This window comes from Ruegeria sp. B32 (assembly GCF_025141855.1).
Lineage (GTDB): Bacteria > Pseudomonadota > Alphaproteobacteria > Rhodobacterales > Rhodobacteraceae > Ruegeria > Ruegeria arenilitoris.
The window spans coordinates 871,644-894,487 of sequence record NZ_CP081106.1; the positions used below are offsets into that span (position 1 = coordinate 871,644).

The 22,844-nt window shown below is 62.8% G+C and carries 20 protein-coding genes; 16 read left to right on the top strand and 4 right to left on the bottom strand.

The features are described 5' to 3' along the window. Nucleotides 1-41 precede the first annotated feature (41 nt). From ftsW to K3752_RS04640, 16 genes are all read left to right on the top strand, one after another. On the top strand, nucleotides 42-1,205 hold the full coding sequence (gene ftsW / locus K3752_RS04565; RefSeq protein WP_170357284.1) for a putative lipid II flippase FtsW: 1,164 nt from the start codon (nucleotides 42-44) through the stop codon (nucleotides 1,203-1,205). Next, on the top strand, nucleotides 1,205-2,302 hold the full coding sequence (locus K3752_RS04570) for a UDP-N-acetylglucosamine--N-acetylmuramyl-(pentapeptide) pyrophosphoryl-undecaprenol N-acetylglucosamine transferase (protein WP_260065219.1): 1,098 nt from the start codon (nucleotides 1,205-1,207) through the stop codon (nucleotides 2,300-2,302). The genes ftsW and K3752_RS04570 overlap by 1 nt, the downstream gene beginning before the upstream one ends. Continuing rightward, nucleotides 2,299-3,708 carry a UDP-N-acetylmuramate--L-alanine ligase gene (murC, locus tag K3752_RS04575; RefSeq protein WP_260065220.1) on the top strand — a complete coding sequence of 470 codons (1,410 nt, stop codon included), beginning with the start codon at nucleotides 2,299-2,301 and terminating at the stop codon, nucleotides 3,706-3,708. The genes K3752_RS04570 and murC overlap by 4 nt, the downstream gene beginning before the upstream one ends. A 75-nt stretch (nucleotides 3,709-3,783) precedes the next feature. Beyond that, entirely contained in the window at nucleotides 3,784-4,032 is a 249-nt protein-coding gene (locus K3752_RS04580; protein WP_170357287.1) for a DUF2484 family protein, read from the top strand. Then, nucleotides 4,029-4,271, top strand: a complete 243-nt coding sequence (locus tag K3752_RS04585; RefSeq protein ID WP_170357288.1) for a DUF2484 family protein — start codon at nucleotides 4,029-4,031, stop codon at nucleotides 4,269-4,271. Before K3752_RS04580 ends, K3752_RS04585 begins: the two co-directional genes overlap by 4 nt. A gap of 55 nt (nucleotides 4,272-4,326) precedes the next feature. Beyond that, on the top strand, nucleotides 4,327-5,253 hold the full coding sequence (gene murB / locus K3752_RS04590; protein ID WP_260065222.1) for a UDP-N-acetylmuramate dehydrogenase: 927 nt from the start codon (nucleotides 4,327-4,329) through the stop codon (nucleotides 5,251-5,253). 104 nt (nucleotides 5,254-5,357) lie between these two features. After that, complete coding sequence (locus K3752_RS04595; protein WP_260065224.1) at nucleotides 5,358-6,278, top strand: D-alanine--D-alanine ligase; 921 nt, start codon at nucleotides 5,358-5,360, stop codon at nucleotides 6,276-6,278. After that, entirely contained in the window at nucleotides 6,266-7,273 is a 1,008-nt protein-coding gene (locus tag K3752_RS04600; protein WP_260065226.1) for a cell division protein FtsQ/DivIB, read from the top strand. Before K3752_RS04595 ends, K3752_RS04600 begins: the two co-directional genes overlap by 13 nt. A 7-nt stretch (nucleotides 7,274-7,280) precedes the next feature. Beyond that, nucleotides 7,281-8,615 (top strand): cell division protein FtsA, encoded by a 1,335-nt coding sequence (gene ftsA, locus K3752_RS04605; protein ID WP_170340546.1) that lies wholly within the window; start codon nucleotides 7,281-7,283, stop codon nucleotides 8,613-8,615. Between the two features lie 19 nt (nucleotides 8,616-8,634). Further along, on the top strand, nucleotides 8,635-9,018 hold the full coding sequence (locus tag K3752_RS04610) for a hypothetical protein (protein ID WP_260065228.1): 384 nt from the start codon (nucleotides 8,635-8,637) through the stop codon (nucleotides 9,016-9,018). A 344-nt stretch (nucleotides 9,019-9,362) separates the two neighbouring features. Then, entirely contained in the window at nucleotides 9,363-10,994 is a 1,632-nt protein-coding gene (gene ftsZ, locus K3752_RS04615) for a cell division protein FtsZ (protein WP_260065230.1), read from the top strand. A 213-nt stretch (nucleotides 10,995-11,207) separates the two neighbouring features. After that, complete coding sequence (gene lpxC, locus K3752_RS04620; RefSeq protein ID WP_260065232.1) at nucleotides 11,208-12,128, top strand: UDP-3-O-acyl-N-acetylglucosamine deacetylase; 921 nt, start codon at nucleotides 11,208-11,210, stop codon at nucleotides 12,126-12,128. A 125-nt stretch (nucleotides 12,129-12,253) separates the two neighbouring features. Further along, complete coding sequence (locus tag K3752_RS04625) at nucleotides 12,254-13,117, top strand: outer membrane protein assembly factor BamD (RefSeq protein ID WP_170340921.1); 864 nt, start codon at nucleotides 12,254-12,256, stop codon at nucleotides 13,115-13,117. 36 nt (nucleotides 13,118-13,153) lie between these two features. Then, complete coding sequence (recN, locus tag K3752_RS04630) at nucleotides 13,154-14,803, top strand: DNA repair protein RecN (RefSeq protein WP_260065234.1); 1,650 nt, start codon at nucleotides 13,154-13,156, stop codon at nucleotides 14,801-14,803. Between the two features lie 101 nt (nucleotides 14,804-14,904). Beyond that, nucleotides 14,905-16,590, top strand: coding sequence for a chloride channel protein (locus tag K3752_RS04635; protein WP_170364553.1), 1,686 nt, complete (start codon nucleotides 14,905-14,907; stop codon nucleotides 16,588-16,590). Between the two features lie 123 nt (nucleotides 16,591-16,713). After that, complete coding sequence (locus tag K3752_RS04640; RefSeq protein ID WP_170364551.1) at nucleotides 16,714-17,379, top strand: outer membrane protein; 666 nt, start codon at nucleotides 16,714-16,716, stop codon at nucleotides 17,377-17,379. Nucleotides 17,380-17,412: 33 nt separating this feature from the next. Here the strand turns inward: K3752_RS04640 and K3752_RS04645 are convergent, their stop codons facing one another. The 4 genes from K3752_RS04645 to cobS all read right to left on the bottom strand — a co-directional run bounded on the left by K3752_RS04645 (nucleotide 17,413) and on the right by cobS (nucleotide 22,702). Then, on the bottom strand, nucleotides 17,413-17,757 hold the full coding sequence (locus tag K3752_RS04645) for a DUF427 domain-containing protein (protein WP_170364550.1): 345 nt from the start codon (nucleotides 17,755-17,757) through the stop codon (nucleotides 17,413-17,415). Between the two features lie 78 nt (nucleotides 17,758-17,835). Next, a complete protein-coding gene (locus K3752_RS04650; protein WP_260065237.1) occupies nucleotides 17,836-19,626 on the bottom strand; it encodes an aminopeptidase P family protein in 1,791 nt (596 codons plus the stop codon). Nucleotides 19,627-19,712: 86 nt separating this feature from the next. Next, nucleotides 19,713-21,590, bottom strand: a complete 1,878-nt coding sequence (gene cobT / locus K3752_RS04655; protein WP_170340929.1) for a cobaltochelatase subunit CobT — start codon at nucleotides 21,588-21,590, stop codon at nucleotides 19,713-19,715. Between the two features lie 125 nt (nucleotides 21,591-21,715). Next, nucleotides 21,716-22,702: a cobaltochelatase subunit CobS gene (gene cobS, locus K3752_RS04660; RefSeq protein WP_093964859.1), complete on the bottom strand. Its 987-nt coding sequence runs from the start codon at nucleotides 22,700-22,702 to the stop codon at nucleotides 21,716-21,718. Nucleotides 22,703-22,844 lie beyond the last annotated feature (142 nt).

Here is a 22,844-nt window from a genome sequence, read left to right on the forward strand (position 1 = left end):
CGAAAACGGGACGGTAACGAGGCAGATAGTGGCGGTATCTCATGACTGAGATGGTGTATGGCGCGGTCCAGGACCAGCGCGGTGAACCGATCCTTCCGAAATGGTGGCGGACGATTGACCGCTGGACGATGTCCTGCGTGCTGATCCTTTTTGCGATCGGGCTTCTGTTGGGGCTGGCCTCGTCGCCGCCGCTTGCGCAGCGCAACGGTTTCGATCCGTTTCACTATGTCGAGCGTCAGGCCCTTTTCGGTGTGTTGGCGCTGATCGCGATGATGCTGACCTCGATGATGTCACCCACCTTGGTGCGTCGGTTGGCGGTGCTGGGATTTCTGGCCTCATTTGTTGCGCTGGCCTTTCTGCCGGTCTTCGGAACCGATTTCGGCAAGGGTGCGGTGCGTTGGTATTCGCTGGGCTTCGCCTCGCTGCAACCGTCCGAGTTTCTGAAGCCCGGCTTTATCGTCGTGGCCGCCTGGCTGCTGGCCGCAGCGCAGGAGATCAATGGCCCGCCGGGGCGGTTGTGGTCGTTTGCGCTTTGTATGTCGATCGTTGGCATGTTGGTGATGCAGCCTGATTTCGGTCAGGCCTGTCTGATCCTGTTCGGCTGGGGCGTGATGTATTTCGTGGCGGGTGCACCGATGTTCCTGCTGCTGGGAATGGCCGGAGCGGTCGTCTTGGGTGGCATGTTCGCCTACGCCAATTCTGAACACTTCGCCCGGCGCATCGATGGTTTCCTGAATCAAGAGGTCGATCCGACGACCCAGTTGGGCTATGCTACCAACGCAATCCGCGAGGGCGGGCTGTTTGGCGTTGGGGTTGGCGAGGGGCAGGTGAAATGGTCGCTGCCCGATGCACATACCGATTTCATCATCGCCGTCGCGGCCGAAGAATACGGCCTGATCCTAGTGCTGATCATCATCGCGCTTTATTCAATCATCGTGGTACGGTCCCTGCTGCGCCTGATGCGCGAGCGTGACATGTTCACCCGGTTGGCGGGCACGGGGCTGGCTTGCATGTTCGGTGTGCAGGCGATGATCAACATGGGCGTCGCGGTGCGCCTGCTGCCGGCCAAGGGCATGACGCTGCCTTTCGTCAGCTACGGCGGCTCGTCGTTGATTGCGGGTGGTATTGCGTTGGGGATGCTGCTGGCGTTCACGCGGTCGCGGCCCCAGGGCGAGCTGGGCGACATTCTACGCGGACGAGGCTGATGACGAACCCTTATTTGCTGATCGCGGCTGGCGGAACCGGGGGCCACATGTTCCCCGCCCAGGCGCTGGCTGAGGCGATGCTGAACAAGGGTTGGCGCGTGCGCCTGTCCACCGACGCGCGCGGCGCGCGCTATACCGGCGGTTTCCCGCATTCCACCGAGATCGTCGAGGTCTCCTCGGCCACTTTCGCCCGCGGCGGGCTGGCGGCCAAGGCGCTGGCTGGTCCCCGAATCGCAGCCGGAGTTGCCGGGATGACGGCCCAGTTGCTGCGCGACAGGCCGGACGTGGTGGTGGGGTTCGGTGGCTATCCGTCGATCCCGGCGCTGAGCGCGGCGGTGATGCTGCGTCTGCCCCGCATGATTCACGAACAGAACGGCGTTCTGGGGCGCGTGAACCAGCTGTTCGCCACCCGGGTCGCGCATGTGGCCTGCGGTGTCTGGCCCACCGACCTGCCCGAAGGCGCCCATGGCATCCACACCGGCAACCCGGTGCGGGCCGCCGTTCTGGAACGCGCGGCCGCGCCCTATATCCCGCCCGGAGATTATCCGATGTCGGTGCTGGTGATGGGCGGCAGCCAAGGCGCCCGCATCCTCAGCGATGTGGTGCCCGGCGCCATCGCTGCTCTGCCCGAGAGCCTGCGCCAGTATATCCGTGTTTCGCATCAGGCGCGCGAAGAGGATGCCGAGCGGGTCACCGCCTTCTACGCCGACCACGGGATTCTGGCCGAGGTCCAGCCCTTTTTCCACGACGTCCCCCGCCGCATGTCCGAGGCGCAATTGGTGATCAGCCGCTCGGGCGCGTCCAGCGTGGCCGACATCTCGGTGATCGGGCGGCCTTCGATCCTGATCCCCTTCGGCGCCGCCGCGGGCGATCACCAGACCGCCAATGCGCGCGGGCTGGTGCAGGCGGGTGGTGCGATCATGATCCCCGAAAATGCGCTTGACGTTCCCGCCCTGACCGAGCAAATCGCACTGGTTCTGACCAACCCCGAAGCCGCACAGAAAATGGCCCATGCCGCCCTGTCGGTCGGGGCGCCCGACGCGACCGAGCGTCTGGTGGCCCTTGTCGAACAGCTGGCGCAGAAGGAGACCCCATGAATCCAGCAACCAAACTGCCGCAGGATGTCGGACCGATCCATTTCGTGGGCATCGGCGGCATCGGGATGTCGGGCATCGCCGAGGTGCTGCTGAACCTTGGGTACCAGGTGCAGGGATCCGATCTGAAAGCCTCGAAGATCACCGACCGTCTGGCGTCGCTGGGGGCCGAGATCTTTGTGGGTCAGCGGGCTGAAAACCTCGATAATGCGGCCGTCGTGGTCGTTTCGACCGCGATCAAGCCGGGCAACCCTGAACTGGACGGCGCCCGTGCGCTGGGCCTGCCGGTGGTGCGCCGTGCCGACATGCTGGCCGAGCTGATGCGGCTTAAATCCAACATCGCCATCGCCGGTACCCACGGCAAGACCACCACCACCACCATGATGGCCGAGCTGATGGTGGCGGGCGATTTCGACCCGACCGTGATCAACGGCGGCGTGATCCATGCCTACGGCTCGAACGCGCGGATGGGGCAGGGCGAGTGGATGGTGGTCGAGGCCGACGAGTCCGACGGCTCGTTCAACCGGCTGCCCGCGACCATCGCCATCGTCACCAATATCGACCCCGAGCACATGGAGCATTGGGGTGATTTCGACCGCCTGCGCGGGGGCTTTCATGATTTCGTCTCGAACATCCCGTTCTACGGTCTGGCGGTGTGCTGCACCGACCATGCCGAGGTTCAGGCGCTGGTGGGCCGCATCACCGATCGCCGCGTGCGCACCTATGGGTTCAACGCCCAGGCTGACGTGCGCGCGGTCAACCTGACCTACAAGGGCGGCATCGCGCATTTCGACATCCACCTGCAATACGAGGATACAGTGATCGAGGGTTGCACCCTCCCGATGCCGGGCGATCACAACGTCTCGAACGCGCTGTCGGCGGTCGCCGTGGCACGTCATCTGGGCATGAAGACCGCTGAAATCCGCGACGCGCTGGCCAATTTCGGTGGCGTCAATCGCCGCTTTACCAAGGTTGGCGAGGTGAACGGCGTCACCATCATCGACGACTACGGCCACCACCCGGTGGAAATCGCGGCGGTGCTCAAGGCTGCGCGTCAGGCGACCGAAGGCCGCGTGATCGCCGTGCACCAGCCGCACCGCTATTCGCGCCTGTCCAACCTGTTCGACGATTTCTGCGCCTGTTTCAACGATGCCGATGTCGTGGCCATTGCCGAGGTCTTCTCGGCCGGTGAGGACCCGATCGAAGGTGCCAGCCGCGACGATCTGGTGCAGGGCCTGATCCGTCACGGCCACCGCCACGCACGCGCGCTGCTGGACGAAGGCGACCTGGAGCGTCTGGTCCGCGAACAGGCCCGGCCTGGCGACATGGTCGTCTGCTTGGGCGCTGGCACCATCAGTGCCTGGGCCAATGCGCTGCCTGACCGGCTGAAGGTAAAACAAGCCGTTTGACGTTAGCAGGCATTTGGGTGCACAACTTGCGGATGTGTCGCTGCCCTGGTGCGTGACTCATTTGCGGAGAGAACCATGGATTATTCCGTCATCTTTGCCGCCCTTTGGGTGATCTGCGCCACTGTCGTGGCGCTGTTGCCGATGCGCCTGCAATTCCCGCCGGGCATCGTGCTGCTGATCTGCGCGCCGGTTCTGATCGTCTGGCTGGGTGTGGTACATGGCTGGCTGATCGGAGCGCTGGCCTTTGCCGGGTTCGTATCGATGTTCCGCAACCCAATCCGGTTTTACTGGCGCAAATGGTCGGGCCGCGAGGTGGGGCAATGAGCTGGTCTATCGCCCTTGCCGCCCTTTGGGGCGTCGCCGCCAATGTGCTGGCCATGATCCCCAGCAAGGACAACCACTGGACCCGCGCCTATGCGCTGATCGCGGTGGGCATTCCGATCTTGGGTTATGTCACCTACGAAAACGGCCCGTGGGTTGGCCTGTTCGTTCTGGCCGCCGGCATGTCAGTGCTGCGATGGCCGGTGATCTACCTTGGGCGGTGGCTGCGGCGGCGGATTTGACCCTGCGGCTTGGAACGGGCTTGCCACGCCCCGCCGAATCCGCGATCTAGCCTCAATGACCACTTTGCCAACGCCTCAAGGCCGCCTGACGGCGAACCGACCACTGAACGACCTCACATGGCTGCGAGTCGGCGGCCCGGCGGATTATCTGTTTCAGCCGGCTGACCTTGAGGATTTGCAAGCTTTCCTGCACCATCTTCCGGCCGAGGTGCCGGTGTTTCCCATGGGCGTCGGCTCGAACCTGATCGTGCGCGACGGGGGCTTGCGGGCCGTTGTGATCCGGCTGGGGCGCGGCTTCAACGGCATCGCGGTCGACGACACCACCGTCACCGCGGGGGCCGCCGCGCTGGATGCGCATGTGGCGCGCAAGGCGGCGGATGCGGGGGTGGACCTCACCTTTCTGCGCACCATCCCCGGTTCCATCGGTGGGGCCGTGCGGATGAACGCCGGGTGCTATGGCAGCTATACGGCGGATGTTCTGCAATCGGCTACCATCGTCACCCGGCAGGGCGAGGTGGTCGAACTGATGCCCGCCGATCTGAACTTCCGCTATCGTCAATCCGACCTGCCCGAGGGTGCGGTGCTGGTGTCGGCCACGTTCCAGGGCCCGGCGGGTGACCCGGCCGACCTGCACGCCCGGATGGAGGCGCAGCTGAAAAAGCGAGACGAGACCCAGCCCACCAAGGACCGCAGCGCCGGGTCGACCTTCCGCAATCCGGCCGGGTTTTCCTCGACCGGGCGGGCAGACGATGTGCACGACCTGAAGGCCTGGAAGGTGATCGACGACGCCGGAATGCGCGGCGCCCGGCGCGGGGGCGCACAGATGAGCCCCAAGCATTCGAATTTCCTGATCAACACCGGAAACGCCACCGCCGCCGACCTTGAAGGGCTGGGCGAAGAGGTGCGAAAAAAGGTTTACGAAACAAGCGGGATCACGCTAGAGTGGGAAATCATGCGGGTCGGTGATCCGCTGACAGATTAAAGCCCCGACCGTCAGACCAAAACAGGCAAATTCAGGCGACGGATCAAAGGCATAACGAAATACGGACCACCAGATAAGGTCCGGGGACATTGAGGCGCACGAACGTGGGTAGGTCGAGCAGGACAAACCCCAAAGTGGCGGTATTGATGGGTGGCCCCTCGGCGGAGCGCGAGGTGTCTCTCAGCAGCGGGCGCGAATGCGCAGCCGCCCTTGTGGGAGAAGGGATCGAGGTCGTCGAATTGGACGCCGGTCCAGACCTTTGTGCGCGTTTGCAGGACATCAAACCCGACGTGGTCTTCAACGCGTTGCATGGCCGCTGGGGCGAGGACGGTTGCGTGCAGGGTCTGCTGGAGTGGCTGAGGATGCCCTACACGCATTCCGGCGTGTTGGCCTCGGCGCTGGCCATGGACAAGCAACGCAGCAAAGAGGTTTTTCGCGCGGCCGGACTGCCTGTAGCCGACAGCGCGATCGTTCCGAAATCGGACGTGATGGCGGGGCACATCATGCCCGCGCCGTATGTGGTCAAGCCCAACAACGAAGGTTCCAGCGTCGGGATCTACCTTGTGTTCGAAGGGTCGAACGGCCCGCCGCAGCTGTCAGATGACATGCCCGAACAGGTCATGGTCGAACAGTACGTGGCCGGGCGCGAGTTGACGGTGACCGTGATGGGCGACCGCGCCCTGACCGTGACCGAGATCCTGACCGACGGCTGGTACGACTACGACGCCAAATACAAGCCCGGCGGATCGCGCCACGTGCTGCCCGCCGACATTCCGCCGCGGATCTTCGAGCTGTGCATGGATTATGCCCTGCGCGCCCACCAGGTTCTGGGGTGCCGGGGCGTCAGCCGCACTGACTACCGCTGGGACGAGGCTCGGGGTGAAGAGGGCTTGTTCCTATTGGAGACCAACACCCAGCCGGGTATGACCCCCACCTCGCTGGTGCCTGAACAAGCCGCGCATCTGGGCATGACCTTCGGTCAGCTCTGCGCCTGGATGGTCGAGGATGCCTCATGCGACCGCTGACCGCCACACGTGCGCCGGTGATCCACCGCGCCAAGCCTCTGTCCGGCCTTGATGCCGAGTTCCAGTCTGCGGATGCCGATGCCGAACGTGCTGAGCCCAAATTGCGGTTGCGCGGTGGTCGGTTCTTCCGTCGAGGCAAGGGGCGTGCGGACCCGGCACCGTCGCGGTTCAGTTATCGGTTCCAGCGATGGATGCTGACGCCGGGAATCCGGCTGGGGGTCAAGATCGGTGTGCCGCTCTGCGCGGTCGTGGCGACCGTTGGGCTCTACTTCGCGGCCGAAGAGCGGCGAGAAGCGGTTCGGGCGCAGGTGGACAACTTGATCACGTCGTTCCAGGAGCGTCCTGAATTCATGGTCAAGCTCATGGCGATCGACGGGGCGGGGGCCGGCCTTGCTGATGACATCCGCGAAGTCGTGCCTTTGGACTTCCCGCTCAGTTCCTGGGATCTGGATGTCGAGCAAATCCGGGACACGATCACCGGCTTGGATCCGGTCAAATCGGCAACCGTGCGGATCCGTCCGGGCGGCATTCTGCAGGTCGATGTTGTCGAACGTCAGCCCGTGATCGTCTGGCGCACCCGTGAAGGCATCCAGCTGTTGGACGAAACGGGCACCCACGTGGCTGAGATCGCGGCTCGGACCGAGCGCTCCGATCTTCCGCTGATTGCCGGTCAGGGTGCAGATCTGCATGTGGCCGAGGCACTTGAGCTTCTGGCCACCGCTCGCAGCCTAGGCAGCCGGGTGCGCGGTCTGGTCCGCGTCGGCGAGCGGCGCTGGGACCTGGTTCTGGACCGAGGCCAACGGGTCATGCTGCCGACGGAACGTCCGGTGCGCGCGCTCGAGCGTGTACTGGCGGTGAACGAGGTGCAGGACCTTTTGGAACGGGATGTTGCCGTGGTCGACATGCGCATAGGGGCGCGGCCGACCATTCGGATGACAGAAGCCGCCAGCGCAGACTGGTGGAATACAAAAGTGACTATGGGTAACGGGCAGTAATACGATGATGACGGATCTCTATCAGTCTCAACGCGCAATGCGCCAGATGCGCAGACAGGCCATGCAACGCGGTGTCGTTGCGATCCTGGATGTCGGAAGTTCCAAGATCGCCTGTCTTGTGCTGCGTTTTGATGGGTCGGCGCGGCTCAGCGAGGACAACTCGATCGGGTCCATGGCCGGGCAGACCGGGTTCCGGGTGATCGGTGCGGCGACGACCCGATCGCGCGGGGTGCGCTTTGGTGAGATCACGGCCATGCAGGAAACCGAGCGCGCCATCCGCACCGCGCTGCAGGCTGCTCAGAAGATGGCCGATATCCGGGTAGACCATGTGATCGCCTGTTTCTCGGGGGCAAACCCTCGGTCTTATGGGCTGGATGCGCAGGTGGATCTGGACGGTCAGCTGGTGACCGAGGCCGAGATCGGTCGTGTCCTGAACGCGTGCGATGTCCCGGACTATGGGTCAGGGCGCGAGGTGCTGCATGCACAACCTGTGAACTTCGCTCTGGACAACCGATCTGGCTTGATCGACCCGCGGGGGCAGATGGGGCAGACGCTTGCGGTCGACATGCACATGTTGACGGTCGATGCGGTTGCGATTCAGAACATCGTTCGTTGCGTCAAGCGGTGCGACCTGGAATTGGCTGGCATCGCGAACTCGGCCTATGTGTCGGGGATTTCTGCGCTGGTAGAAGACGAACAGGAACTTGGAGCGGCCTGTATCGACATGGGCGGTGGGTCCACCGGCGTTTCGATCTTCATCAAAAAGCACATGATCTATGCCGACAGTGTCCGCATGGGCGGGGATCACGTCACCAGTGACATCTCTATGGGGCTTGGTGTGTCCGCCTCGGTCGCCGAGCGGATCAAGACCTTCAATGGCGGGGTTCACGCCACCGGAGCCGATGACCGCGACATGATCGACATTGGCGGCGACACTGGGGATTGGGAACACGACCGGCGTACCGTCAGCCGTGCCGAGCTGATCGGCATCATGCGCCCGCGAGTCGAGGAAATCCTCGAGGAAGTCCGCGTTCGGCTGGACGCTGCAGGGTTCGAACATATGCCAAGCCAACAGATCGTTTTGACCGGTGGAGCCAGTCAGATCCCCGGTCTGGATGGGCTGGCCAGCCGGATACTAGGTCAGCGGGTGCGTCTGGGCCGACCGCTGCGTGTGCATGGGTTGCCGCAATCTGCGACAGGCCCGGGGTTCTCGTCGGCGGTTGGTCTTGCGCTGTTTGCGGCGCATCCGCAGGATGAATGGTGGGACTTTGAAATCCCGGTCGATACCTACGCAGCACGGCCATTCAAGCGTGCCGTGCGCTGGTTCCGTGACAACTGGTAGGTTCCTGCTCCGGGCTGCGGTGTTTTGCGCAGCCTGGGTTCCGGCTGCGGCTGTCGCGCAGACCCGTATCTCGCCCGAAGCATTCCTGGACGCGGTGGTCGGGAAAACCGTCACGTTCCACGAATTGACCAGCGGTATGCTTGTGGGCACCGAGGAGTTCCTCAGCCCAACCCGCTCGGTCTGGCGGCGAGAGGGCGAGGGCTGTGTCTATGGCCAGATCACGACGCCTGACGGCAAACTGTGCTTCCTCTATGACACCGAGCCCGGCCCGGTATGCTGGTGGCCATTCGAGCATGATGGGCGGTTGCTGGTCAGGATCGCGCGGCTGGGAGATGGCGAAATCCAGGAAGTCAGCGGGTTTTCGGACGACGGCCTGGATTGTCCTTCCGTTCCCATCAGCTGAAAATTCCGGTTGCGGTGCAGGGATTTATCCCTCAGAATATCGACAAGGCCCGTCAGAGGCTCGTCGGCAGGACCCGAGCAGTCAGCCGCAGTTTGAACAGGATGTCCAGCATCGCACCCGCCAAATCAGGCTGGGGGTATTCGCGTGTGTGGTGGTCTGTCCGCCCCGAACCGCTAGATTTGCGCAGTCGGGCGAAATGCCGCGAAAAACCGCCTTATTTCTTCCATATTTTGTGGATTCACGCGATTTTTGGCGTGACGTTTGACGTTTGGAAAGGTAGAATCACAAGCGGATAGGCAAGAAAAACACCGCTTTGCGGGATCATAAATACAGGCGGACAGAGCATGACATTGAATCTTTCGATGCCCGGGCACGACGAACTCAAGCCTCGGATTACGGTATTTGGCGTAGGCGGTGCAGGTGGAAACGCCGTCAACAACATGATTGAAAAACAACTCGACGGCGTTGACTTCGTGGTAGCCAACACGGACGCGCAGGCACTGCAGCAAAGCCGCTCGTCGGCGCGGGTGCAGCTGGGCATCAAGGTGACCGAAGGGCTGGGCGCAGGCGCCCGCGCATCGGTCGGCGCCGCCGCCGCCGAAGAAAGCATCGAACAGATCGTCGATCACCTGGCCGGCGCGCATATGTGCTTCATCACCGCCGGCATGGGCGGGGGCACCGGCACCGGCGCCGCTCCGATCATCGCGCAGGCTGCGCGTGAACTGGGTGTGCTGACCGTGGGCGTGGTGACCAAACCGTTCCAGTTCGAAGGCGCCAAGCGCATGCGTCAGGCCGAAGACGGTGTCGAGGCGCTGCAGAAGGTCGTCGATACGCTGATCATCATCCCCAACCAGAACCTGTTCCGTCTGGCCAACGAAAAGACCACGTTCACCGAGGCCTTCTCGATGGCCGATGACGTGCTGTATCAGGGCGTCAAGGGCGTAACCGACCTGATGGTGCGTCCGGGCCTCATCAACCTCGACTTCGCCGACGTCCGCGCGGTGATGGACGAGATGGGCAAAGCCATGATGGGTACAGGCGAGGCCGAGGGCGAAGATCGAGCCATCCAGGCTGCGGAAAAGGCCATCGCCAACCCGCTGCTGGACGAAATCAGCCTCAAGGGCGCCAAGGGCGTATTGATCAACATCACTGGCAGCCATGACCTGACCCTGTTCGAACTGGACGAGGCCGCCAACCGCATCCGCGAGGAAGTGGACCCCGAGGCCAACATCATCGTCGGCTCGACGCTGGATCCCGAGATGGAAGGCAAGATGCGCGTCTCGGTCGTGGCAACCGGCATCGATGCCAGCGAAAGCGGCTCCGAGGCGCCGGCTCCGCGCCGGTCCATGTCCGCTCCTCTGACCCGTACCGTATCGGCGGAAGAAGAAGCAGCACAGCCGGCTCCGGTCGCGGCGGAAGTTGCTGAACCGGCTCCGCAGCCCGAAGCTCCGCGCGAACCGTCACTGTTTGAAGCGGCCGAAGAGCCTTCGCACACGACTTTGCAATTCGGTCAAGGCGCGGATGAGGCTGTCGAGGACGATGACGACGGGCTGCCTCCTCCGGCCTATCAGCCACGCAGCTCCGAGTTCGATCCGCAGCCTGAGCCGGTCGAACGCCCGGCCGAAAGTTATCAGCCGCAACAGGTGCCGCATACCCCTGGAACGCCTTCGCCTGCCGCGCTGGAGCGGCTGCAGGCAGCTGTTCAGAACGTACCGACATCGGCCCAACGTCTGACCGCGTCGCGCCCGCAGGAACCGGCGCCGCAGCGCCAGCCCACCGCCGAGGAACGGCCGCGGTTCGGGTTCAACCGTTTGATCGACCGGATGACTGGGCACGCCCCGGATACCCCCGCTCAACCGGCCCGGCAACAGCCTGCGATGCGCCAGACTGACGCTACGGCACCCTCGCATGAAGAGGTCGATCCCGAGCAGGAACGTATCGAAATTCCGGCTTTCCTGCGCCGTCAGGCCAACTGATCGCGGTAACAATATCCACTCACAGGGTCGCCGAAAGGCGGCCCTTTTTCCTTTTGATGCAGACGTTTAAGTGCCAGTAAGCAGGGTTTTGCCGATCTGTTGCAGAACTGTTTCATTCAGTTACAAAGAGTGAGTTGAGCCTTGACCCGCGCTTCCTTAACTGAGGGTGCAACACAGCCGGAAAAGGCTGGACACCGCTCACCGAGGTTCAATTTGCAACAGACGCTCAAATCTTCGATCACGTTCAAAGGCGTGGGCCTGCACAGTGGCAAGCCCGCGACGATGGTTCTGAAACCGGCAGCTGCCGGTCACGGGATCTGGTTCAAGCGGACCGATATCGAACTGGGCAATGCGTTGATCCCGTCCATCTACGATGTGGTCGAAAGAACCCAACTGTGTACGCGCCTGGTCAATGACGCAGGCGTTTCGGTGTCAACCGTCGAGCACATCATGGCCGCGCTGGCAGGGTGCGGGATCCACAACGCATTGATCGAGATTGATGGACCCGAAGTTCCTATCATGGACGGTTCTTCGATCGACTTCGTGCGCGGTATCATCGCCAAGGGCGTCCGCCGTCAGGCCAGCCCGGTTCTGGCGTATGAGGTCCTCAAGCCGGTCGTGGCCGAGCGGGAAGGTGCCCGTGCCTCGATCCGGCCGGCAGACGGTTTGATCATCGAGTTCCACATTGATTTCGAAGACACTGCGATCGGCAGCCAATCGAAGATCTTGGATATGCGCAACGGGTCGTTTGCTCGGGAACTTTCCGACTGCCGGACCTTCTGCCGCCGAACCGATGTCGAGGCGATGCGCGAAAACGGTCTGGCCTTGGGCGGCACACTGGAGAATGCGGTTGTTGTTCAGGGGGCCGAAGTGCTGACACCGGGTGGCTTCCGGCACCAGGATGAAGCCGTGCGCCACAAAATGCTGGACGCGTTGGGAGATCTGTATCTGGCCGGCGGCCCGATCTTTGGTCACTTCGTCGGCGAGAAATCCGGCCATGCCATGACCAACACATTGCTGCGCAAGCTGTTCGAGACACCAGGCGCCGTGCGTCCGGTGCTGTGCACGCCTGAGCAAGCCGCACAACTGCCCGGGCAGGGGTTGGTCTGGGACGAAATCCCCGAGGTTGCCTGATCCGGCACGGCCCGGCGACAAATCGGTCGCGGGGCCGATAAGGCGTTTTGCACCGGAATTTTATGTGCTAGACCAAAGCTCAATCCGGGGTTACCCAAAGAGACAAGACGACTAGGATGGGCGGTATGGTTGGCACCAAAGCGGCAGTCAGGCTTGCGGGCGCGATTCTTCTGGCAGCTACTTTGACGGCCTGCGGCAACGCGGGCGGCCTGTTTGGCAACAAGGGCGCTGACAAGTCCCAGAACCTTGAAGGCTTTACGCCCGAGCAGATCTACACCCGTGGCGAATACGAGCTTGCGCAGAATCGTCCCGCAGATGCGGCCTGGTACTTTTCCGAAGTCGAACGGCTTTATCCCTATTCCGACTGGGCCAAGCGGTCACTGATCATGCAGGCTTTCGCGTTCCACTCGGACAAGGAGTATGAAGAAAGCCGCGCTGCCGCACAGCGGTATATCGACTTCTACCCAACCGACGAAGACGCAGCTTATGCGCAGTACCTTCTGGCGCTCAGCTATTATGACCAGATCGACGAGGTCGGCCGCGACCAGGGCCTGACCTTCCAGGCGTTGCAGGCGCTGCGCACGGTGATCGAGGTTTATCCCGACAGCGAATACGCCACCTCGGCGGTGCTGAAATTCGATCTGGCCTTCGACCATTTGGCGGGCAAGGAAATGGAGATTGGGCGCTACTACCTGCGTCAGGATCACTATACCGCGGCCATCAACCGTTTCCGTGTCGTGGTCGAGGATTTCCAGACCACCAGCCACACAGCCGAGGCGCTGTACCGCTTGGTCGAGGCTTATCTGGCCTTGGGTCTGGTCGACGAGGCTCAATCGGCCGGCGCGATCCTGGGCTACAACTACCAGTCGTCTGAATGGTATGACGCGGCTTACAAGCTGCTGACCTCCCGTGGGCTTGAACTCAAGAGCCGCGGCAACAACTGGCTCAGCACGATCTACCGCCAGACCATCAAGGGCCAGTGGTTGTAATCGCCATGGTCACAGGCTTGGGACGCTGACGACCCGATGCTGCGCGCCCTTGATATCCGCGATATGCTGATCATCGACCGGCTGGAATTGACCTTTCAGCCGGGCTTGAACGCGCTGACCGGCGAGACGGGGGCGGGCAAGTCGATCCTGCTCGACTCGCTGGGCTTTGTGCTGGGCTGGCGCGGTCGGGCCGAACTGGTCCGGCAGGGGGCCGCGCAGGGCGAGGTCGTGGCCGAGTTCGAACTGCCCGAGGGTCATCCCGCCCATGCGATCCTGGCCGAGGCTGGTTTGCCCGGCGGGTCAGAGCTGATCCTGCGCCGCGTCAACACTGCCGAGGGGCGCAAGACCGCTTGGGTCAATGACCGCCGCTGCTCGGGCGAGGTGCTGCGCGCGCTGTCGGAAACCTTGGTCGAACTGCACGGCCAACATGATGACCGGGGCCTGCTGAACCCGCGCGGCCATCGCGGCATGCTGGACGCCTACGCCGGGGCCGAGCCGCAACTGGCCACCGTGCGCACCGCCTGGGCCGAGATGGCGCGGGCCCGCAAGGCCCTGGCCGAGACCGAGGCCGCCGTGGCCACCGTGCGCAGCGAAGAGGAATTTCTGCGGCATTCCGTGGCCGAGCTCGACAAACTTGATCCGCAGCCGGGCGAGGACGCCGAACTCGACGCCCGCCGCCGGATGATGCAGGGGGCCGAGCGCATCCGCGACGACGTGGCTCGTGCATTTGCCCTGCTGGGCGGTGACGGGGCCGAAGGGGCGATGGCGGATGCCGTGCGCTGGCTGGAAGGTGTCGCTGACCGGGCCGAGGGCCAACTGGACGAGCCGATCGCGGCGCTGGGGCGCGCCCTGATTGAACTGGGCGAGGCGCAGGACGGCGTGACCGCATGCCTTGAGGCGTTGGACTTCAACCCCGCCGAACTGGAGCAGACCGAGGAGCGCCTGTTCGCCATCCGCGCGCTGGCCCGCAAACATGAAGTGGCCCCCGATGACCTGAGCGGTTTCGCCGACACGCTGCGCGCCCGTCTGGGCCAGCTTGAGGCCGGTGACGCCGACCTGGCTGACCGCCGTGCTGCGGTGCAGGCCGCGCAGGCCGCCTATGACGCGGCCGCCGAGGCACTCAGCGCCCTGCGGCGCGAGGCTGCCGGGCGGCTGGACGCGGCGGTGATGGCCGAGCTTGCGCCGCTCAAGATGGAGCGTGCGGTGTTCCAAACCCAGATCACGCCCGCCGCGCCCGGACCCGAGGGGCAGGACGCCGTGGCGTTCACCGTGGCCACCAACCCGGGTGCGCCGTCGGGGCCGCTCAACAAGATCGCCTCGGGTGGGGAACTCAGCCGCTTTCTGCTGGCGCTCAAGGTGTGCCTGTCGGGCGATGACAGCACCCGGACCATGATCTTTGACGAAATCGACCGCGGGGTGGGCGGCGCCACGGCCGACGCCGTGGGCCGCAGGCTTGCGGCGCTGGCACAGGGCGGGCAGGTGCTGGTGGTAACCCATTCGCCGCAGGTTGCGGCCCGCGCGGCGCATCACTGGCGGGTTCAGAAGCACGTGACCGACGGGCAGTCCCTGTCCACTGTCCTGCCGCTGTCCGAGCCGGACCGGATCGACGAGATCGCGCGCATGGTCTCGGGCGACGTCATCACCGATGAAGCCCGCGCGGCAGCCCGTTCGTTGTTGCAAGCCTGATGCAGCCGGGCGGCGACACTTGCCTTCAATATCTTGTCAGCCGACTTTTCTAAGCGCCCGGCGTGGCTTAGTAAGGGATACCTGTTTATCCGCAAAGCCCTATGACACAATCAACCCGAACCGTCCTGCGCACTCAGCTCAACCAGGCCCTGGCCGCGCTCAAGGACGCGTGGCGGGTACTGCGGCACCGCGGGCCAAGCCAGATCCAGTTCTGGTTCATCGCGCTGGTGATCGGGATCACGGCGGGCTTCATGGCTTTGGGATTTCGCAAGGGGATCGCGGCCCTGCAAGCGCTGGTCTATCAGACCGACGACATCCTGTTTCTGCACAGCTTTGCCGAGAAACTGCACTGGGCCTGGATTTTGGCGATCCCCACGGTTGGAGGGCTGGTCGTCGGGATCATCCTGCACCGCTTTACCGATGACGGAAGAGTTCGGTCTGTCGCCGATGTGATCGAAGGATCCGCGATCAGTGATGGCCGGGTCGAAACCAAAGCAGGGGTCGCGTCGTTTTTCGCCTCGCTGATCACACTCAGCACGGGCGGGTCGACGGGTCGCGAAGGGCCAGTGGTGCACATGGCGGGCGTGATTTCAACCTGGGTGTGCCAGCGTATCAACGCGGATGGAATAACCGGCCGCGACCTGCTGGGCTGCGCCGTGGCCGCCGCTGTATCGGCCAGTTTCAACGCCCCGATCGCCGGAGCGCTGTTCGCGCTGGAAGTCGTGCTGCGCCATTTTGCAGTCCACGCATTTGCACCGATCGTGATTGCGTCGGTGGCGGGCACCGTCATCAACCGGCTGGCATATGGCGATGTGACCGAGTTTGTCCTGGACACGCCCGGATCCCTGCAATTTTACGTCGAACTTCCGGCCTTTCTGATCCTTGGGCTGATCTGCGGGCTGGTCTCGCTGTTGCTGATGCGGTCGATCTTTTTTGCCGAAGATTTCGGCAATCACGTGCAGGCGCGCCTGTCGCTGCCGCGCTGGCTGCGACCCGCCGTGTCCGGCGCGATGCTGGGCGTGCTGGCGGTGTGGTTTCCGCATATCATCGGCGTCGGATACGAGACGACCATCCGTGCCCTGACCGGAGATCTGGTGCTGACCACGGCCATCCTGTTTGCAGTGATGAAAACCGTGGCAGTGGCCATAACCATGGGTGGTCGTATGGGCGGCGGGGTATTTTCTCCGTCGTTGATGATCGGCGCGCTGACCGGCCTTGCCTTTGGCCTGATCGCCACAGGCCTTCTGCCAAGCGTGTCGGGCACGCATACGCTATATGCTTTTGCCGGCATGGGTGCTGTTGCGGCGGCGGTTCTGGGCGCTCCGATCTCGACCACGTTGATTGTGTTCGAACTGACCGGAGACTGGCAGATCGGCCTTGCCGTGATGGTCTCGGTGTCCATGTCCACGGCGTTGGCCTCCCGCCTTGTGGACCGGTCCTTCTTCCTGACCCAGCTCGAGCGCCGCGGGGTGCATTTGGCCGCCGGGCCACAGGCTTATTTGCTGGCGATGCTGCGCGCCGGGGCCGTGATGCGCCCGCTGGGAGATCCGAATACGGCAAGCAGGGAGGAGGTTCAGGAGATGATCGAGCAGGGCCTGTGCGTCCGGGCCAGCGCAACCCTCGAGGCGGCAATGCCGTATTTCGATCGAGACGGAGTCACCTGGCTCCCGGTGGTTGTTCGGGATGACGACGGGGTCGAAAATCCGGTCGGAGCCTTGTACCACGTGGACGCATTGAAGGCGTACAACCGTGCACTGGCCGCAACAGCGGCCGAGGAACACTCATGACGAAGCAGTGGCAGGCCAGCCACTGAGAGTTTCTCTTTGATTTTGACGCCTTGTCAAAAGGTGAGAACATTCTAGCCTGATGGAAGAATTATCCTTGATAGTCACTTTTATGGAGGTCTGAACATGTCTTTCGAACGGTCTTCTTTGCTGACTGTGGTGGTTGCGGTTTCGATGATTGGTGCTGTCCCCGCGCGGGCGCAGGAGGCTCCGTACGTGACCGGCTTTCTCGGTATCACCGATATGGGCGACTATGATTTTGATTTTTTCCAGACAGTTCCTTCGGTCGTGGTTGGCCAAGGCACCATCACAACCGACAATGGTGTAACCTACGGCCTGGCCGTCGGACTGCGTGTCGCACCAAATCTGCGGGCCGAGATCGAACTTTCATATGCTTCGAATGATACCAAGGAAATCGGTCGCCCGTTTACTCAGTATGACGGAAGCTTTGATGCGACCTTCGGGATGGCAAACCTTTGGTATGACGTCCCGGTACAGGGCAGGTTCAAGCCCTATGTTGGTGGCGGGCTCGGGTTTGCGCGCGTGTCCCACGACGGTCAGTCCGGTGCTGGCGTGACACTGGTCGATGACAGTGACACCGCCATTGCGGGGCAATTGGGGTTTGGCGGACGCTTTCAGGTAGGGGAACGCGGGAACATTGACATCGGGTACCGCTACAAGACGACCGGCGATCTTGATTTCGCCACGACCCAAGTGTTCATCCCGACAGATCTCGCGAATGGCCGCTACTCTTCGCACTCGCTCATTCTCGGATACAGTTACAGTTTCTGACAGACGTGGTTGAGGGCCAGGTTTGTCCAGCCCTCAGATCTGTTCGACCTTCACCGACTCCAGCGGGTAGAAGGCGAGGTAATCCTTGATTTCGGCAACGGCAGGAATTGGATCTTCATAGCTCCACACCGCGTTCTGCGTCACGCTCGACTTGTTGACGATCGAGTAGTGCGTAGCATCGCCTTTGTGCGGGCAGTGGGTCAACTTGTCGGTCTTGTCCAGAAAGGCCATCGCGATGTCTGCGCGTGGAAAGTAGATGACGGGGGCCAGATCGCCTTCCAACAGTTCCAGGGCGTTGGTCGTTTCGCCCAGAATCGCGCCACCGGATCGGACGCACCACTTGCCAGGTGCTTTGCGGATCTTGATGTAGTCTGTCATGTCTGCTCCTTCCCTCGTCGTCGCGGCCTCGTTGTGGTCAGGCCTTCGCCTATGCCCATAATATGTGACAAACGGGTGTCACAAGGGCGCGGTTGCGGTATCCAACCACAGTTGCGCGGCATGTGACAGTCTTGGCCGGACTTTTTCCGCCACGTCCCGGTGATACGCGTTCAACCAATCACGCTCGGCAGTGGTCAGCATGTCGACGACGATCAGGCGTCGATCGATGGGGACATATGTCAGTGTCCGCCAGCACAGCATCGCGCGCTCGGGGTCTGCGCCGGGCAGGGCGGGGGCCTCCTCAACAACCAGCAGGTTCTCAATCCGAATGCCGAAGGCACCTTCGCGGTAGTAACCGGGTTCGTTCGACAGGATCATCCCGGGCTCGAGCGGAACGTGGCTGACCCGCGCCAGGCGCTGTGGCCCTTCGTGAACGCTCAGGTAGGCGCCGACACCGTGGCCGACGCCGTGATTGAAATCCTGGCCCGCGGCCCACAAAGGTGCCCGGGCGATGCACTCGATGTCTCGACCGGCCAGACCAACGGGCCAGCGCAATTGCGACATCGCGATCATTCCCTTCAGAACCCGGGTAAAGCAGGTTTTTTCCTCGTCTCCCACCGTGCCGATGGGGATCGTCCGGGTGATGTCCGTGGTACCATCCAGATACTGCCCGCCGCTGTCCAGAACCAGAATATGACCGTCCTCAAGCCGGCTGTCGGTTTCTTCGGTCACTCTGTAGTGCATGATGGCGCCGTTTGGCCCGGTGCCGGCAATGGTGTCGAACGAGATATCCTGCAACGCATTGTCGCGCCGCCGGTTCTCCTCCAACCGTGTGACCACCTGCGTTTCGGTCAGGCTGCCGGGGGGTTGGGCATCCAGCCAGCACAGAGTCTCGATGACTGCGGCAGCGTCACGAAGATGCGCGGAGGCGCTGCCGGCAATTTCGGCTTCGTTCTTGCAGGCCTTGGGCCGAGCGCAGGGATCGCCACCGTCCACAGCCCGGTCGCCCAGCACATCGGCAACGGCCTGCGGCAGAGTTCCCATGTCCACTTGCACCGCGCCCTCAAGCGCCGCAACGGCGTTCAGGAACGCGTCGGGTTCGTGGATCGAAACCCGCGGCCCCAGATGGTCGTCCATCCCCTTCAGCTTTTTTGCGGCCATGAACAGGTCCACGTGCCCGTCGGCCTGCAAAATCGCAAACCCATGCGCAACCGGGTTATACGGAATGTCCGATCCGCGGATGTTCAGCAGCCACATGATCGAATCCGGCAACGTGATGACGGCAGCCGACCTCCCGTTTCGAGCCAGCGCCGAAGCCAGCCGAGAGACCTTGCTTTCGGCGCTTTCGCCTGCAAATTCTAGCGGGTGCACCTTGACCGGGTTCATTGGCGGTGGTGGCTGATCGGACCAGATGCGGTCCACAAGATTGTCTGAAGGAACCAATTCGATCCCGCTGTTCTGCAGCTCGGCCCGGGTTGCGGTGATCTGTCCGGCGGAATGCAGCCAGGGATCGAACGCCACCTTCCCTCCATCGGGCAACTGCTGTTTCAACCACACCGAAAGGCTTACGTCGGGCCACGGTACCGGCGTGAAATCGGACGCCACCTGCGCCTTGACTTGAGTGCGATACCGTCCGTCCACAAATACGCCGGCCACGTTTCGCAGCGCTGCGCAGAACCCGGCAGAACCAGTGAATCCGGTCAGCCATGCCAGCCGCCTGTCGCGGGCGGCCACATATTCGCCCTGATGCGCGTCGGCACGCGGGACGATGAAGCCATCCAGTCCTTCGCGCTCCAATTCCGTGCGCAATGCCGCCAATCTTGGCGGCCCCTGTTCGGGCCGCGCCGTGACTTCGAAAGACTGGAACATCTGCTTCTCCTTCGGCTCACTACAGGTCTTGTTCGCCTGCCTTCACCTTTCCTTCTTAAATGCTCCCGCTGGAGGCAAGACCGGCCTCAGCCGGCCTTTTTCATGCCCATCACGCGGGCCCGCGCGCGCGGGTCGCTGTCGAACAGCGCGGCCAATTGCTCGGTCATAGCTCCTGCCAGCTGCTCGACATCGGTGATCGTGACCGCGCGATCATAATAACGGGTGACGTCGTGGCCGATGCCGATGGCCAGCAACTCGACCATCTTGCGCTTTTCGACCATGGCGATGACATCGCGCAGATGCTTCTCAAGATAGTTGGCGGGGTTCACGCTGAGCGTTGAATCATCGACCGGAGCGCCATCCGAGATCACCATCAGGATCTTGCGCTGTTCACGACGCGCCAGCATACGGCGGTGGGCCCATTCCAGCGCCTCGCCGTCAATGTTTTCCTTCAGCAGGCCTTCTTTCATCATCAGGCCAAGGTTGGGCCGTGCGCGGCGCCAAGGCGCGTCGGCGCCCTTGTAGACGATGTGGCGCAGGTCGTTCAGGCGGCCGGGTTGCTGTGGTCTGCCGTCGTTCAGCCACGCCTCACGCGCTTGTCCACCCTTCCATGCCCGCGTCGTGAAGCCCAGGATCTCGACCTTCACGTTGCACCGTTCCAGCGTGCGGGCCAGAACATCGGCGCAGATCGCTGCAATGGAAATCGGCCGTCCACGCATCGAGCCCGAATTGTCCAGCAACAGTGTCACCACGGTGTCGCGGAACTCGGTATCCTTCTCGACCTTGAAGCTGAGCGGTGTCGTGGGGTTGGCCACCACCCGCGCCAGCCGACCGGCATCCAGAATGCCCTCTTCGCGGTCAAACTCCCAGCTGCGGTTCTGCTGTGCCTGAAGGCGGCGCTGCAGTTTGTTGGCCAAACGGCTTACAGCGCCCTTCAGCGGCTCGAGCTGCTGATCCAGATAGGCCCGCAGCCGTTCCAGTTCGGCGGGTTCGGCAAGGTCCTCGGCCGCAATCTCTTCGTCATGCGTGCTCAGGTAGACCATGTAGTCCGGATCGGCCTCGGATGCGGGCGGAGGGGCAGGCGGCTCCAAAGGCGCTTCGCCCTCGGGCATCTCGGCTTCTTCACCCATCTCGTCCTCGGCCATCTCGTCCATCGAGACCTGCGCCTGAGACTGATCCTGTTGCTCTTCCTGAGTTTGCTCGGGCGTCGCGTCGGCGTCCTGGTCGTCTTGGTCGTCCTGGCCGGTGCTGTCCGGATCGGGCTGTTCTTCGGCGTCTTCCTCGGCCTGATCTTCCTGATCTTCGTCCAGTTCGTCCGGGTCGTCACCCAACTGGTCGCCATAGCCCAGATCCTTGATCATCTGGCGGGCGAATTTGGCGAATTCGGCCTGATCCGAGAGCACCTCGTCGAGATTCTCCAACACCCCGCCGGCCTGTTCCTCGATGAATCCGCGCCACAGGTTCATGACGTTCTCGGCTGCAGCGGGCAGATCACGCCCCGTTGCCAGGTGACGGATCAGATAACCCGCCGCGACCGCAAGCGGTGCCTCGGAGGGTTGCTTGCATTGGTCATAGCCGCGCCGCAACGCCTCGTGGCCGATCTTGACGTCAATGTTCGAAGCCGTGCCGGGCATGTCCCGGGCGCCCATCGCTTCGCACCGGGCGGTTTCCATCGCTTCATAGAGGTCGCGCGCCATATCTCCCGGAGGCGCATATCGTGCATGCGTCGCATCGTCATGGTAGCGCCGGTTCAGCGCGAGGGCATCTGCTGTGCCCCGAGCCAAAAGAACCTCTTCGCGTGTCATTCGACGTGACACCTGCGGCAGGCGCATCGAATCTCCGGACAGGCCCGACGGGTCGACGGAATAGCTTACCGACAACTCGGGATCATCGGCCATGACCTTGGTCGCTTCGGCCAGAGCCTTCTTGAACGGATCAGCAGGGTTGTCGTTCTTCTGCGCCATATCTATCAGCCCTCACTCACGCCCTTAGGCCCGACGCCCGGTTGAAGTGACCGGACCCCGTCTTCATCTGGTCCCCGATGTCCCCGCCGGGGGCGTTGCGCCCGATCTGGGCGCAATCGATGCCATCAACCCAGGCTCACGCTGGCCGCGCTTTCCGGCAGTTCTTCATCAAAACAACGCTGATAGAACTCGGCAACGGTCTGCCGTTCCAGCTCGTCGCATTTGTTCAGGAAAGACAGGCGGAAGGCGTAGCCCACGTCGCGGAAGATCTCGGCGTTCTGCGCCCAGTTGATAACGGTCCGCGGGCTCATCACGGTCGACAGATCGCCGTTCATGAACGCCGTCCGTGTCAGGTCGGCAACGGTGACCATCTGGCTGACGGTCTTGCGCCCCTTTTCGGTGTTGTAATGCGGTGCTTTGGACAGAACGATCATGACCTCGGCGTCGTGGCTGAGGTAGTTCAGCGTCGCCACCAGCGACCAGCGGTCCATCTGGGCCTGGTTGATCTGCTGAACGCCATGATACAGGCCGGTGGTGTCACCCAGACCCACGGTGTTGGCGGTCGCGAACAGGCGGAAATAGGGGTTCGGCGTGATGATCTCATTCTGGTCCAGCAAGGTGAGCTTGCCGTCATGCTCCAGAACCCGCTGGATCACGAACATCACGTCGGCGCGGCCGGCATCGTATTCGTCGAACACGATGGCCACAGGGTTGCGCAGCGCCCAGGGCAGGATGCCTTCGTGGAATTCAGTCACCTGTTTGCCATCACGCAGCTTGATCGCATCCTTGCCGATCAGGTCGATCCGGCTGATGTGGCTGTCCAGATTGACGCGCACGGCAGGCCAGTTCAGTCGCGCAGCGACCTGCTCGATATGGGTCGATTTGCCGGTGCCGTGATAGCCTTGGATCATCACCCGGCGGTTGTGGGTGAACCCGGCCAGAATTGCCAGCGTGGTTTCGGGATCAAACTTGTAGGTAGGGTCGATTGCCGGCACGCGGTCGCTGCTTTCGGCGAACCCTTTGACGGACATATTGCTGTCGATCCCGAACACGTCACGGACCGAGATCTCTTCGGTGGGTTTTGCGTTGATATCGGTCGATCCGTCAGCCATTCGCCTTGTCCTTATCCTTTGGCCCGTTTTGCCGGGTTTGAACCCGTGTGTGGTGCAACATATTGCAGATAAGGGCAAGGGAAAGCGGCCCCCTTGGAAAGGTGAGCAGGTTTTTCTTTCAAACTGGCCCTATTGACGCGCG